The 12,762-nt window shown below is 65.3% G+C and carries 14 protein-coding genes; 7 read left to right on the top strand and 7 right to left on the bottom strand.

What is annotated here, in order from left to right:
* The first annotated feature begins 56 nt into the window (after positions 1-56).
* Positions 57-368: a hypothetical protein gene (locus MTX23_RS14710; RefSeq protein ID WP_280977376.1), complete on the top strand. Its 312-nt coding sequence runs from the start codon at positions 57-59 to the stop codon at positions 366-368.
* Between the two features lie 174 nt (positions 369-542).
* Here the strand turns inward: MTX23_RS14710 and MTX23_RS14715 are convergent, their stop codons facing one another.
* The 3 genes from MTX23_RS14715 to MTX23_RS14725 form a co-directional block, all read right to left on the bottom strand.
* Positions 543-1,187 carry a hypothetical protein gene (locus MTX23_RS14715; RefSeq protein WP_280977377.1) on the bottom strand — a complete coding sequence of 215 codons (645 nt, stop codon included), beginning with the start codon at positions 1,185-1,187 and terminating at the stop codon, positions 543-545.
* A gap of 33 nt (positions 1,188-1,220) precedes the next feature.
* Positions 1,221-1,955 (bottom strand): Crp/Fnr family transcriptional regulator, encoded by a 735-nt coding sequence (locus MTX23_RS14720; protein WP_280977378.1) that lies wholly within the window; start codon positions 1,953-1,955, stop codon positions 1,221-1,223.
* A gap of 79 nt (positions 1,956-2,034) precedes the next feature.
* Positions 2,035-2,268 (bottom strand): hypothetical protein, encoded by a 234-nt coding sequence (locus MTX23_RS14725; RefSeq protein WP_280977380.1) that lies wholly within the window; start codon positions 2,266-2,268, stop codon positions 2,035-2,037.
* Positions 2,269-2,495: 227 nt separating this feature from the next.
* On the opposite strand from MTX23_RS14725, the gene MTX23_RS14730 reads away from it, so the two are divergent.
* From MTX23_RS14730 to blaOXA, 4 genes are all read left to right on the top strand, one after another.
* Complete coding sequence (locus tag MTX23_RS14730) at positions 2,496-3,281, top strand: ATP12 family protein (protein WP_280977381.1); 786 nt, start codon at positions 2,496-2,498, stop codon at positions 3,279-3,281.
* 63 nt (positions 3,282-3,344) lie between these two features.
* Positions 3,345-4,940, top strand: a complete 1,596-nt coding sequence (locus tag MTX23_RS14735) for a flagellar hook-length control protein FliK (protein WP_280977382.1) — start codon at positions 3,345-3,347, stop codon at positions 4,938-4,940.
* Complete coding sequence (locus MTX23_RS14740) at positions 4,937-5,200, top strand: EscU/YscU/HrcU family type III secretion system export apparatus switch protein (RefSeq protein WP_280977383.1); 264 nt, start codon at positions 4,937-4,939, stop codon at positions 5,198-5,200. The genes MTX23_RS14735 and MTX23_RS14740 overlap by 4 nt, the downstream gene beginning before the upstream one ends.
* A 135-nt stretch (positions 5,201-5,335) precedes the next feature.
* The gene (gene blaOXA, locus MTX23_RS14745) at positions 5,336-6,148 is read left to right on the top strand and encodes a class D beta-lactamase (RefSeq protein WP_280977384.1); all 813 of its coding nucleotides are present in this window, start codon (positions 5,336-5,338) and stop codon (positions 6,146-6,148) included.
* 153 nt (positions 6,149-6,301) lie between these two features.
* On the opposite strand, the gene MTX23_RS14750 is transcribed toward blaOXA, so the two are convergent.
* Complete coding sequence (locus MTX23_RS14750; protein WP_348637555.1) at positions 6,302-6,760, bottom strand: hypothetical protein; 459 nt, start codon at positions 6,758-6,760, stop codon at positions 6,302-6,304.
* Between the two features lie 153 nt (positions 6,761-6,913).
* Positions 6,914-8,269 (bottom strand): PLP-dependent aminotransferase family protein, encoded by a 1,356-nt coding sequence (locus MTX23_RS14755; protein WP_280978082.1) that lies wholly within the window; start codon positions 8,267-8,269, stop codon positions 6,914-6,916.
* Positions 8,270-8,419: 150 nt separating this feature from the next.
* On the opposite strand from MTX23_RS14755, the gene MTX23_RS14760 reads away from it, so the two are divergent.
* Entirely contained in the window at positions 8,420-9,316 is an 897-nt protein-coding gene (locus tag MTX23_RS14760; RefSeq protein ID WP_280977386.1) for a DMT family transporter, read from the top strand.
* Positions 9,317-9,509: 193 nt separating this feature from the next.
* Here the strand turns inward: MTX23_RS14760 and MTX23_RS14765 are convergent, their stop codons facing one another.
* Together MTX23_RS14765 and MTX23_RS14770 are read right to left on the bottom strand one after the other, a co-directional pair.
* Positions 9,510-10,457: a dienelactone hydrolase family protein gene (locus MTX23_RS14765; RefSeq protein ID WP_280978083.1), complete on the bottom strand. Its 948-nt coding sequence runs from the start codon at positions 10,455-10,457 to the stop codon at positions 9,510-9,512.
* A 115-nt stretch (positions 10,458-10,572) separates the two neighbouring features.
* Entirely contained in the window at positions 10,573-10,983 is a 411-nt protein-coding gene (locus MTX23_RS14770; protein WP_280977387.1) for a DUF4260 domain-containing protein, read from the bottom strand.
* 187 nt (positions 10,984-11,170) lie between these two features.
* Here MTX23_RS14770 and MTX23_RS14775 point away from each other — a divergent pair, with 187 nt between their 5' ends.
* The gene (locus MTX23_RS14775) at positions 11,171-12,703 is read left to right on the top strand and encodes an acyl-CoA carboxylase subunit beta (RefSeq protein ID WP_280977388.1); all 1,533 of its coding nucleotides are present in this window, start codon (positions 11,171-11,173) and stop codon (positions 12,701-12,703) included.
* Positions 12,704-12,762 lie beyond the last annotated feature (59 nt).

Here is a 12,762-nt window from a genome sequence, read left to right on the forward strand (position 1 = left end):
GCAGAGCATACGACCCATGACTTGAAGCGTTGCCGCAGAAGGACGACATCTTGGTCATGAAACGCTTGTTGATCATGATTTGTACGGCGATCTGCATGGTGGGGGCGACGGGCGCGTTTGCGCAGACCATTCCACCGGGTGGCTCGATCTACAATCCGCCACCGCCCAGGCCTCCACCGCCGCCCAAGATCGAGGTGCCGGCAATCCCCAAAATGGACGCTCTGCCCACCCGGCCGAGCGTCAGCACCAGGGGGCGCGCATCGTTTGGGGACCGTATGAGCCGATGCATGGACGAGGCTGCCTCCGGCGGCGGCCTGAGCCAGGCCGGTCGTGCCGCCTATGCGAGATCCTGCGCCAATCGCGATTAGAGCGTGGGCTGATGAGCAGGCCTTGCAGGAGCACCGCGAGAAGTATCGGCTGCGGCTGTTGGCGAACCTCTCGTGACCGCGTCAGCGCGACGTCATCGCCGAACAATCGGGCTGCGATACCGCGAGCCTGCGACGCCGGGACTCACGGCAATCCGAACATGCGGAAACGGCGGCTTATCCGAGCGGACTGTCCTGATTTCGTCTTACGATCTTGAGTGTGAGCAGGATGGCTCCGAGCACAAGGAGCAGGAGTCCTATGACAAATGTCCCGGCGGACTCGAATGTCGCGCCGACAGCCGTCAGCAAGCAGCCAAGAATGATTGCGACAAGCCCGCCAAGCTTCTTTAGCAGCAGAAGCTGCTCGTCACTCGCGTGCGCTTCCATGATCAACCTCACTCTTTGAGTGATGCGGCTACCACGAGCCAGTTGCTTGGACGAGCGACAGGCTCGCATTCGCAGGCTGCAATCGTACACTCGCGCACCCACGGTGGAAATCCTTTGCTGATGACTTTCTCTTTGATTGAATTGCGCTCTGACGATTGGGACAATCGCGCTTACTTTGCGGCGCGATGGAACAAGGCAGGCGCTTCGATTGAGCGGCGCATCCCACCGCGGCAGCGGAACTTTGGGACGCGCAACGCGTCCCGATACATTTGTCGCAAAGTGTTCGCGACAAAGCCCTGCAAAGCGCTTCAAGTCGAACAGCGAAGGGAACAATTCGCAGATGTATCCGACGCTCGCCAGAGTGCCGAGCGAGTTGTTCGGAATCTGCGTGGCCGAGACCGGGGGCGCGTCTGGCACCGGCAATATCTCGAACACGAATTCTCGATCAAGAGCGTGTCGAAGCTGCCGTCATGTAGATACCGCCCTTGGCTGCAAATAGTCGGGATTGAATTCCGCCAGAGCTTCAAGCTCGCTGCGCCGTGGAAGCACGACGGTGTGTCCCTGCCACTCCAGCAGCTTGCGCTGCCTGAGCGCCTGCAGGGTGCGGTTGGTGTGCACGGTCGAGAGTCCGCAGGCGGCGGCAAGCTCTGCCTGTATCAGCGGAAATGAAAAGCTGTTCTCATTGAGCAATCCGACGAACTCAAGTCGCGTCGCGATCTCGCAGAAGAGGTGGCCGATCCGTTGGATTGCATCGCGCGAGCCGAGGCTTCCGACCCATTGGCGGAAAATCGCCGCGTCGATCAAGGTCTCGCGCCAAAACGCATGCATGAGGGTCGGGGACTTGTCGAGCAGGGCTCTCAGCGACGCATGCGTCACCATGCCGACAGTGCTCGGTCCCGCACTGCAGAGGTCATGATCCATCACCGGCAGATACAACGTCATCAAATCGGGCATGTCGCCCGGGACGTGCAGCGACAGAATCTGACCGCGATCGCCAATGATCTTCCGACGATACAGAAAGCCGTTCATCAGGACAGCGCAGCGAACCGCCGCATCCCCTTCCTTGAGCAGGCATTCGCGATCGTTCAATGTTCTGATCGTGTGAGGAAGGGATTCCAGTGCGGCACGGTCCTGATCTGAAATGCCAACGCCGGCGTGCAAGCGGGCCACTAACTTTTGGTGCATATGCTCGAGTGTCGACAAGAGCGCGATCCCGATGTCATTCAATCCAATGGTGACGCTCCAGTTATCATCGAAGACTGGCGTGACGCCCGAACAGCCGTCAACTCCACCAGCTGGTGGCGACCGTTACGGTTGCACCAGCGACGACATGCTCGCCATCCCTGATCTCAATCGTCAGGCGATCTTCGCGGCCCTGTCGAGTGAAATCGCGAGCGGCATCGCCAAGAGCGACCAAGGCCAGCTCCCGCGCCACATCGACGCCGGGCAGGTCTTCTCCGACGTCATCCCGGATGACGCCGGTCGCGTCGCGATAATCGAAGAAATAGCGGGGCATCCGGAGCAAATTCGCGACGGAGACCCTTGTTCCAATTTTCGGATCAGCGATTCCAGTGAGCGGAACCCGGCGTCAGCCGGGACCGCTCGCAGACTGGCCGCGACGAGGCCAAGAGGTGCGAGGATTTTGGAGGTGCGAGGATTTTGGCGAGTCCCATCAGCTTTATTTGCCGGTGTCCCTGACATATCTTGCGGGCAAATCCCTCGGAACGAAAGCCGGCCGGCGCGATGCGCGAACTCTTCGACGAAGTTGCAGGACAATCTCCGATCGATCCGCAGGAGGCGGTGCGGCGTCAAACCCGCGCCCCCCAGCGCAAGCGCTTCTACAAGAGCGCCGGTGTCGCGGAGGCCGACGGCGGATTTTCAGTCACGCTCGACGACCGGTCGATCCGCTCGCCCTCGGGCAAGCCGATCGTTGTGCCGTCGCGGGCGATCGCCGACACGATCGCGGCGGAGTGGAATGCGCAAGGCGAGACCATCGACCCCCTGACCATGCCGTTGACGCGCTTTGCCAACAGCGTCGTCGAGGGAGTGATCGATCGCGTCGATGAGGTGTCCGAGGACGCCGCGAAGTTTCTCGGCAGCGACATGCTGTTCTATCGGGCCGGCCATCCCGAGGCGCTGGTGGCGCGTGAAGCTGCGCATTGGGACCCGGTGCTGTTCTGGGCCGCCGACACGCTCGGAGCCCATTTCATCCTCGCCGAGGGGATCATGCATGTCGGCCAGCCCGAGGCCGCGATCGCGGCGGCGCGGGCTGCCTTTCCGGCGGATCCATGGTCGGTCGCCGCCGTTCACGTCGTGACGACGCTGACCGGCTCGGCGCTGCTTGCGCTGGCGCTGGCGCATGGCTTTCGTGACGAGGACCAGGTCTGGGCCGCCGCCCATGTCGATGAAGACTGGAACATCGAGAAGTGGGGCGTCGACGAGGAGGTCGCCGCGCGCCGCGCCGCCCGGCTGGTCGATTTCAAGGCCGCGGCCGGCATTCTCCGGGCCCTGGCGTCGCCCGTCGGTTAACGAGGGGTTTAGGACGCTCGGCTAGCCTGCCGCACGATCTTACCGGCCGGCCGAGACCCCCATATGGCAATCACCATCAATCCCGTGCTGCCGGTGCTCGCGCCCCAGGCGGGGAGCATTGCGCCGGATCTCACCCTGCAGGCGGGCAGTGTGGTCAACGCGGAGGTGTTGAAGATACTGTCCGCCGATCTGGTGCGGATTGCGATTGCGAGTCTCGCGATCGACGTCCAGACCGAAGTCCCGTTGCAGCAGGGCCAGAACCTGCAGCTTGCGGTCTTGAACACCCAGGATGGCGTCCGCCTGCAACTGGTGGGGTCGGGTGGGGGCGCGACCGGCACACCGGGCGATGCGGTGAAGCTGTCGCCGGCGGCGATGGCCGGCGTCGGCGACGCTTCCCCTTTGAATACGACCGCGTCGCAGCCTGTGCTGACGCCGCTCGAGCGTGTTGCCGTCACCGCAGCCATGCAGAGCGCCGCAACCGCACAGGGCAGCCAGGGGCCGCTGTTTGCCAATCTTGCCGCGATCGCGTCGGCCAATCTGCCGCCGAAGCTGCAGGCCGCCGTCGCACAGGTGTTGGCACAGCAGACCAACCTTGACGACGATCTCAGCGGCGATGCCGTCAAGGCCGCATTCCAGAAATCCGGCGTGCTGTTCGAGGCCTCGCTGGCCTCGGGCGCTGCGCCGCCGGCCGGCACCGTGCCTGACCTGAAGGCCGCGCTGATCGTGCTGCGCCAGACGCTGCACGCGTCGCTCGGGACTGCCGATGCTGCGCGTCCGGCATCGGCGCCGTTGCCTCAGGAGCCGACGCTGCCGAACCTCGGCACAGCACCGGGCCTTGCGCCACCGGCCATGCCCGATCTCGAGGTCATCGAGATCCTGCTGCCGCAGGCGCGCGTGCCGGTCGCGGAGGATCTCACGTCTGGCGGCGCGAGCCTTGTCGGCGCGCTGGCCGATGCGCTCGACGGCGGACCGTCGCCGGGCGGCGCGCTCAACCTGCTTCAGGAAGCCTTGCACGAACTTGACGGCCCAGTGCGGCACGGCGCCGGACCGCAGGACATGCCGACCGGCGACGTTGCGCGCACCAACACGCCGCCGCCGCCGTTTCGCGGCGCGCTTCCGGTCGCGCAGGCCATGGCAGAGCCGTCGATCGCGCCGGATGCGCCGCTGTCGACCGTCGCGCATCGCCTCATGGAAAACACCGATGCCGCGCTGGCGCGGCAGACACTGCTGCAGGTCGCCTCGCTGCCGGATGGCGGCGACGCCCTGCGCCCGCAGATCGACGCGATGACGCCACGCTGGAATTTCGAGATCCCGTTCCTTACCGCTCAGGGCACGGCGATGGCGCAATTCGAGATTTCCCGTGACGGCGGCGGCGAGGCCATTGAGGCGACCAAGCGGGCCTGGCGGGCGCGCTTCACACTCGACATCGAGCCGGCGGGGCCGGTGCACGCGCTGGTCTCGCTGAGCGGCGACACCACATCGGTGCGGATGTGGGCAGAGCGGCCGCTAACCGCCGCACAGTTGCGCGCCGGCGCCACCGAGTTGAGCCAGGCACTCGCCAGATCCGAGCTCACGCCCGGCGAGATCGAGATCCGCGACGGCGCGCCGCCGCAAGCAACGCCCGCGCGCGCCGGGCATTTCCTGGACCGCGCGCTATGAGCGAGACCAAGTCCCAGCTCGCGGTCGCCCTGCACTACGATCGCTCCGGCGCGCCCCGCGTCGTCGCCAAGGGCAAAGGCGCGATCGGCGCCAGGATCATCGAGGTCGCCAAGGCCCACGACATCCCGATTGAGGAGAACGAGGTGCTGGCCGGCGCGCTCTCCAATGTCGAGCTCGGCGATGAAATCCCGGAGGAACTCTACAAGGCGGTCGCCGAGGTCCTGATCTTCGTGCTGCGCCTGTCGGGCCGGGTGCGCTAGCAACAGTGTCGTCGAGCGAAAGGAGAACCTGGTTCGCGTGACGAAGGCGCGTCAAGGGAGAGCCTTGTTGCCATCCTTTCACCACGATGGCATCAACCATCGTTGTCTGGCTCAAGAACCAGTCCAGGACCCGCCGTGATCAATCGCCGCCATGCGCTCGGTCTGTTCGCCACAGCGAGCATTTTGCCGTCCCGCAGCTTCGCCAACGTGTCCTACCAGCGCAGCGAGTTTCGTGAGGATCTCGCAAGGCGATTCTTCGATCTCGGCACCGTGGGCACCTTCGTCGGCTACAAGGTCGACGACTACCTGATCATCGCGAGCGACAAGGTTCGCTCGGGCGAGGGCAAGCTGCCGGCCTCGACCTTCAAGATCCCGAACTCGATGATCGCGCTCGAGACCGGCGTGGTGCAGGACCCCGACAAGGACGTGTTCAAGTGGGACGGCGTGACGCGCAGCATCGAAGCCTGGAACAGGGATCACACGCTGCGTTCGGCGATCGCGGTGTCGGCATTCCCGGTCTATCAGGAGATCGCGCGCCGGATCGGCGAGGAGCGGATGAAGACGTATGTCGACATGCTCGACTACGGCAATCGCGACATCGGCGGCGGCATCGATCAGTTCTGGGTGTCGGGAAACTTGCGGATCGATCCGATCCAGCAGGTCGATTTCCTCGACCGGCTGCGCCGCGGCGTGCTGCCGGTGTCCAAGCGCAGCCAGGAGCTGGTGCGCGACATCCTGCCGGTGACCAAGGTCGGCGACGCCGTCATCCGCGCCAAGACCGGCTTGACTGACAAGGCGCACGGCTCGCTCGGCTGGCTGGTCGGTTGGGTCGAGAAGGGCGACATGGTGACCGTGTTCGCGATGAACATGGACTGCAAGACGCAGGCGCAAATCGACGCGCGGATGTCGGTGACGCAGCAATGCCTCACCGATATCGTCGCGATCTGACAGGCTGACCTGCCATCATGTTCGCGGTGGCGGAGGAGACCGTGCCACCAGGCAAGCAAGACCCGTTCAAAGGCCCGCGAGAGAGGGGTGGTAGCGGGGACGTGATGACGTTCCGAACAACGTCATCACGTTCCGAAGTGCGCGGGCTTGGCGCTAGCGCCGCGTGAGCGAGAGCGAAACCGCTCTCACATTGCTGCTCGGGTCCGGTCGGATCGATACGGATTGCCGACCGCCGCGCGTCGTCAGCGACAAATTGGCAGAGAAATTGTTACCGCGCGCGGCGGCTTCGACGTGATCGCCGATCGCTCGTCCGGAAATCGTTCCGGATGCATTCCGGCTCGCTTCCGTCCATGCACCGGAGATGGCGCCGCCGCGATATTCAACGTTGCTGGCCAGATCGAAATTGTAGCTCGGGCTCGCACATCTGAGCGACAGGCTGAGTTCGGCGCCGGTCCCGGCGACATCGTATCTCGCCCGGCAGCGCAGCCGTTCCTGCATTCCGTCCGACGTGGTCAGGGTGCCGCCGCCTGACCATGAGCCGGCCATGGCGAGGAAAGGCGAGGCGGGCGCGGCCGGCAAAGGCGGAGCGAACAGGCCGAGCGACAGCAGCACGAGGCTGCTCCTCGCGAGTGTGGATCGAGACATCTTGGCCTCCTCTAGCGGTTGATGCCCATCAACGCAGCAGGGTTCCAAAGGTTCTTGCCACGCACATGCATGAAGCCGGCCGGTTCCACGACCGACCATGAAGCGAACTGCGTCGGCCCACTAGTGCCGGATCACCCGCTGCAGCGCCGCCATCACCTTCGGGTCGCGGCATTGCGCGACGTTGAAGCGCATGAAGCCGGCGGCCGATTGCGAGGCGCTGAATACATTGCCCGGCGCGAGCACGACGTTGTCGGCCAGCGCCGCGCGCGCCACGTCGGCTGAGTCGCAGCCTGCGGGCAGGCGACACCAGAGATAGAAGCCGCCGCGCGGCATCAGCCATGGCACAATGCCGAGGCGCTGCAGTCTGTCGCCGACGTCGCGGCGGGCGCGCGCCAGGCGTCGCCGCAGCTCCTCGACATGCTTGCGATAGAAGCCGCTGGCGAGCACGCTCGCGATGATCTCGGTTGCCACCGCGCTCGGGCCGCCGAACCCGGTGGCGACCTGGAGGTCGACGAGGTCCTCGATCCAGTCCGGCCGCGCAGCGATGTAGCCGCAGCGCACCGAGGCCGACAGCGTCTTGGAGAAGCTGCCGATCCGGATCACGCGGTTGAGCCCGTCCAGCGCAGCCAGCCGCGCCGAGGGTTCGGGCTCGAAATCGGCGAAGATGTCGTCCTCTACGATCGTCAGGTCGTATGTCGCGGCGGCGTTCAACAGCCGGTGCGCGGTCTGCGGCGACAGCGTCGCGCCGGTCGGATTATGCAGCGCCGAATTGGTGACATAGAGGCGCGGCCGCTCGGCCTCCAGAACCGTCTCGAAGCGCGCGACATCGGGGCCTGCGGCGGTGTAGGGCACGCTGACGATTTTCACCTGATGCGCGCGGAGCAGGGCACGGAAATTGAAGTAGCAGGGATCGTCGACCAGCACGGTGTCGCCCGGGCGCAGCAGGAAGCGGCAGATCAAATCGATCGCCTGCGTGCCGGAGGCGGTCAGCAGCAATTGCTCGGGCGGCAGCTCCAGTCCCTCGTCGGCGAAGCGCGCCATCAGGATCCGGCGCAGCGTGAGCGAGCCGCGCGTGGCGCCATAGTCCGAGAGCGCGGCGTCTTCGGCCCGCGCCAGGCCGCGCAAGGCGCGGCGCAGCGCCTCGGTCGGCATCCAGTCGGCCGGCAGCCAGCCGCAGCCCGGCTTCAGCGTGGCGCCATCGCTATCAAGCGACTGCCGCGACACCCAGAACGGATCGACGGCGCGGTCGCGCTGCGGCTGGTCCTTGGCCAGCGCCAGCGGCGGCAGCGCGGTGGCCGAGACGTAGAAGCCGGAGCCGGGCCTGGCCCGGATCAGGCCCTCGGCCACCAGCCGGTCATAGGCTTCGACCACAGTGGAAGGCGACACGCCCATGCTCGCCGCGAAGCTCCTGATCGACGGCAGCCGGTCGTCGGCGACCAGCGCCCGGCTCGCCACCCTCGCACGGATCGCGTTCATCACGTCTGCGGTCCGCGTCGCCTTGCTGTGGTCGGAGGGCCGCTGCAAGTGTATGCCTACCTTCACCCATACAGTTCGGCAGTATTGTACTGATCTGTAGCTGCCTTGGCCAGTCCGCGGCGGCTACCCTCGCTCGGAAAGCGAGGTGTGATGACCGATTCGAGAGTGGCGTCGGGCGAGGCGATCAGCAGGGCATCGCTCGACGGCTGGGGCAGCGGCCTTCTGGGCGTGGTCATCTTCAGCGGCTCGCTACCGGCGACGCGCGTCGCTGTCGCCGGATTTTCGCCACTGTTCCTGACCGCGGCGCGCGCCCTCATCGCGGCGGTGCTGGGAGCTGCGCTGCTGGCCGTGTTGCGGCAGCCGTGGCCGAAGCGTGAGGATCTGGTGTCGCTCGCGATCACCGCGCTCGGCGTCGTGCTCGGCTTTCCGCTGCTGACGGCGCTCGCGCTTCAGCACATCACCTCGGCGCATTCGATCGTCTTCATCGGCCTGTTGCCGCTGTCGACTGCGATCTTCGGCGTGCTGCGCGGCGGCGAGCGGCCGAAGCCGCTATTCTGGCTGTTTTCCTCTCTCGGCAGCGCCACGGTCGCGGCGTTTGCGATCTCGAACGGCGGAGCGGCCTCGCTGACCGGCGATCTGCTGATGGTCGCCGCCATCATCGTCTGCGGTCTCGGTTACGCCGAAGGCGCAACGCTGTCGCGCCGGCTCGGCGGCTGGCAGGTGATCTCGTGGGCGCTGGTGCTCTCAGTGCCGCCGGTGCTCGTGCTGACGATCGCCACGCTGCCGGCGAGCTGGCAGGGCATCGGCGTCCCTGCCTGGCTCGGGCTCGCCTATGTCTCGGTCTTCAGCATGCTGGTCGGCTTCGTGTTCTGGTATCGCGGGCTCGCGCTCGGCGGCATCGGCAGCGTCGGCCAGTTGCAGTTGCTGCAGCCGTTCTTCGGCCTCGCGCTGGCCGGCTTGCTGCTGCACGAGCAGGTGCCGTGGACGATGATCGCGGCCACCGCGCTCGTCGTCGCCTGCGTCGTCTTCGCGCGCCGGTTCGCGTGACTTGCTTACCTCTCCCGCTTGCGGGGTCGAGACGAGCGAAGCTCGCTCTTAGGTCGCATTGCATCGAAGATGCGGGTGGGGGCTCTTTCCATTACCAAGAACCTTCGTCGTGGAGATTCCCCCACCCCAACCCTCCCCCGCAAGCGGGAGAGGGAGCTCACCGCCTTTTGTGGCTACCAATTCGCTCTCGCGGCTACCCCAGCCCGAACAGCGTCCGCAGGAAATCGCTCACCGCGTTGCGCGCCTCGATCGCGGTGGTCGGATTGCCGCCGACATGCGGGCCGAGCTCGACACAGGAATCCTTGTAGCTGAACGGCGCCTGGGTCGCTGCGTTCATCAGCAGGCCGCCTTTGCCTTCCTTGATGGTGCAGTGGCGCACGGTCTGCGAGGTGGTTGCTTCCACCACCGTGTTGTTGCCGATCAGGCCGGAATCGAAGCCGTGCGCGGAATCCGGATACTCGGTCAGTACCACGTCGCGCTTGGCCTCCTTCAGGCGCGCGACATAGGCCTTGCAGCTCGCCACCGGATTGTAATCGTCGGGCGTGCCGTGGAAGATCCGGATCGGACGCGCCGCGACCTCGGTGTCGGTTGCGTAGCTCGTCGAGCAATCCGGATAGAACGGGATATAGGCGGCGAACTGCACGCCGGACTTGTTCCATAGCTTGTTGAAGCGGTCGAGGCTCGCATAGAGCGCCGCCTGTCCGCCGCGCGAAAATCCCATCAGCGCGATTCTGTCGGGATCGACCCGCGGATGCTTCGCCAGGATCTCCAGCGAACGGTAGATGTCGACGATCAGATTGAGCCGGCCGAGCAGTGCCTGGTTCGGCCCGGTCGCAGTCAGGCCGCGGCCGGAGAAGCCGTCGATCACGAAGGTCGAGATTCCCATGCCGTTGAACTGGCGCACCCAGGCGTCCATCCCGCTGCCGACGCCGCTCGAGCCGTGCATCAGCACCACCACCGGCAGCCGGCCGGCGCCTTGCGCGATCCGCAATTCGCCGCCGACCGTGACCTGCTTGCCGTTGCTGTCGCCTGTCAGGAATTGCTGGTCGGAGATTGTCAGAGAGGGGATGCCGTAGATCTCGGTGCGCGCGGCGATCTCCTTCGGGATCTGCTGCGCGCTGGTCTCGATGCAGGTGAACAGGACAGCTCAGCAAAAGAGGATGGCGGTCGCGGCCAGGCGCCAGTCTGTCAGCATCGGATGCCCCCGGAGAGTCTGCGGTTCGCGTCGCTCTTGGCGCGACTACACCAAGCGTCCATCAGCCTGTCAATTTGTCCTTCCCGATCCGTCCGAGATGGGTGAAGCCGAAGCCCCTGGAATATTTCAGCCCGTAGCCGAGCGCACGGTCGATCCCGATATGGGCGAGCCAGATCATCGCAATCGAGAGCACCAGCGGCTCGGCGCTGGCGAAGCCGAGCGTCATCAGCGCCACCGGCGCCAGATAGGCATGGGCGGCGTTGTAGACGATGGCGCCGACGCGGGGGCCGGCGAGGTAGGCGGCGAAGCTCAAGTCCGGCACCAGGAAGAGCAGCATGTAGACCAGCCACGACCCCTCCCATTGCGCATAGAGCACGGTCATGCCCAGGAACAGCACCAGGCCCTCCAGCCGGAGCAGGGTGCGGACCCCGCCGGTCGGTGCGCCGGTCTCGGCCGCGGTTGGTTCGGTCATCGCCATCTCCCCAGATATCGGAAAATCCTACCGTTTTTGCGCCCCAGGCCGCCCACAAGGTGGTTTCCGGTTAGGAAAATGCCGTGCTAAAGCGTCTCCGGGCGAAGTGGGAACCGGTTCGCATCAAGACAATACGTCGGCACCATCCCGCAAACGGTGGTCCAGTAGCTAATACGGGCGGAAGCAGATGAAAGATATCCTCGATACCCTCGAAGAACGGCGCGCCGGCGCCAAGCTTGGCGGCGGTGAGAAGCGCATCGAGGCGCAGCACGCCCGCGGCAAGCTGACCGCGCGCGAGCGTATCGAGCTTTTGCTGGACAAGGGCTCGTTCGAGGAATTCGACATGTTCGTCGAGCACCGCTCGATCGAGTTCGGCATGGAGAAGACCAAGATCCCCGGCGATGGCGTCGTCACCGGCTGGGGCACGGTCAACGGGCGCAAGACCTTCGTCTTCGCCAAGGACTTCACCGTGTTCGGCGGCTCGCTGTCCGAAACCCATGCGCTGAAGATCACCAAGCTGCAGGACATGGCGATGAAGGCGAGAGCGCCGATCATCGGCCTCTATGACGCCGGCGGCGCGCGCATCCAGGAGGGCGTCGCCGCGCTCGCGGGCTATTCCTATGTGTTCCGCCGCAACGTCGTCGCCTCGGGCGTGATCCCGCAGATCTCGGTCATCATGGGGCCGTGCGCCGGCGGCGACGTCTATTCGCCAGCGATGACCGACTTCATCTTCATGGTGAAGAACACAAGCTACATGTTCGTCACCGGCCCGGACGTGGTGAAGACCGTCACCAACGAAGTGGTGACCGCGGAGGAGCTCGGCGGTGCCTCGGTGCACGCCACGCGCTCCTCGATCGCCGACGGCGCGTTCGAGAACGATGTCGATGCGCTGTTGCAGATGCGCCGGCTGATCGACTTCCTGCCGTCGAACAACTCCGACGGCGTGCCGGAATGGCCGAGCTTCGACTCCATCGAGCGCATCGACGAGTCGCTCGACACGCTGATCCCCGACAATCCGAACAAGCCCTACGACATGAAGGAGCTGATCCTGAAGGTCGTCGACGAGGGCGATTTCTTCGAGATCTCGGAGGCCTTCGCCAAGAACATCGTCACCGGCTTCGGCCGCATCGCGGGGCGCACCGTCGGCTTCGTCGCCAACCAGCCGATGGTGCTGGCCGGCGTGCTCGACAGCGACGCATCGCGCAAGGCCGCGCGCTTCGTGCGGTTCTGCGATGCCTTCAACATCCCGATCGTCACCTTCGTGGACGTGCCGGGCTTCCTGCCGGGCACGAGCCAAGAATATGGCGGCCTGATCAAGCACGGCGCGAAGCTCTTGTTCGCCTATTCGCAGTGCACGGTGCCGCTGGTCACCATCATCACCCGCAAGGCCTATGGCGGCGCGTTCGACGTCATGGCGTCCAAGGAAATAGGCGCCGACATGAACTACGCCTGGCCGACCGCCCAGATCGCGGTGATGGGCGCCAAGGGCGCGGTGGAGATCATCTTCCGCTCCGATATCGGCGACCCCGACAAGATCGCGGCGCGAACCAAGGAATACGAAGACCGATTCCTGTCCCCCTTCATCGCCGCCGAGCGCGGCTACATCGACGACGTGATCATGCCGCATTCGACCCGCCGCCGGATCGCCCGCGCGCTATCGATGCTGAAGGACAAGAAGGTGGAGATTCCGGCGAAGAAGCACGACAATTTGCCGTTGTGAGCTGTCGTGGTGGGTTAGCGAAGCGTAACCCACCAACCTTCGCTCCAAGCGAACTGCGG

Source organism: Bradyrhizobium sp. ISRA436, from assembly GCF_029910015.1.
Taxonomy (GTDB): Bacteria; Pseudomonadota; Alphaproteobacteria; order Rhizobiales; family Xanthobacteraceae; genus Bradyrhizobium.

What these genes read in the sequence shown, in the direction of transcription:
- MTX23_RS14710 (WP_280977376.1), top strand. Translation starts at nt 57, where the DNA reads ATGAAACGCTTGTTGATCATGATTTGTACGGCGATCTGCATGGTGGGG.
- MTX23_RS14725 (WP_280977380.1), bottom strand. Translation starts at nt 2,268, where the DNA reads ATGCCCCGCTATTTCTTCGATTATCGCGACGCGACCGGCGTCATCCGG.
- MTX23_RS14730 (WP_280977381.1), top strand. Translation starts at nt 2,496, where the DNA reads ATGCGCGAACTCTTCGACGAAGTTGCAGGACAATCTCCGATCGATCCG.
- MTX23_RS14735 (WP_280977382.1), top strand. Translation starts at nt 3,345, where the DNA reads ATGGCAATCACCATCAATCCCGTGCTGCCGGTGCTCGCGCCCCAGGCG.
- MTX23_RS14740 (WP_280977383.1), top strand. Translation starts at nt 4,937, where the DNA reads ATGAGCGAGACCAAGTCCCAGCTCGCGGTCGCCCTGCACTACGATCGC.
- MTX23_RS14755 (WP_280978082.1), bottom strand. Translation starts at nt 8,269, where the DNA reads ATGAACGCGATCCGTGCGAGGGTGGCGAGCCGGGCGCTGGTCGCCGAC.
- MTX23_RS14760 (WP_280977386.1), top strand. Translation starts at nt 8,420, where the DNA reads ATGACCGATTCGAGAGTGGCGTCGGGCGAGGCGATCAGCAGGGCATCG.
- MTX23_RS14770 (WP_280977387.1), bottom strand. Translation starts at nt 10,983, where the DNA reads ATGACCGAACCAACCGCGGCCGAGACCGGCGCACCGACCGGCGGGGTC.
- MTX23_RS14775 (WP_280977388.1), top strand. Translation starts at nt 11,171, where the DNA reads ATGAAAGATATCCTCGATACCCTCGAAGAACGGCGCGCCGGCGCCAAG.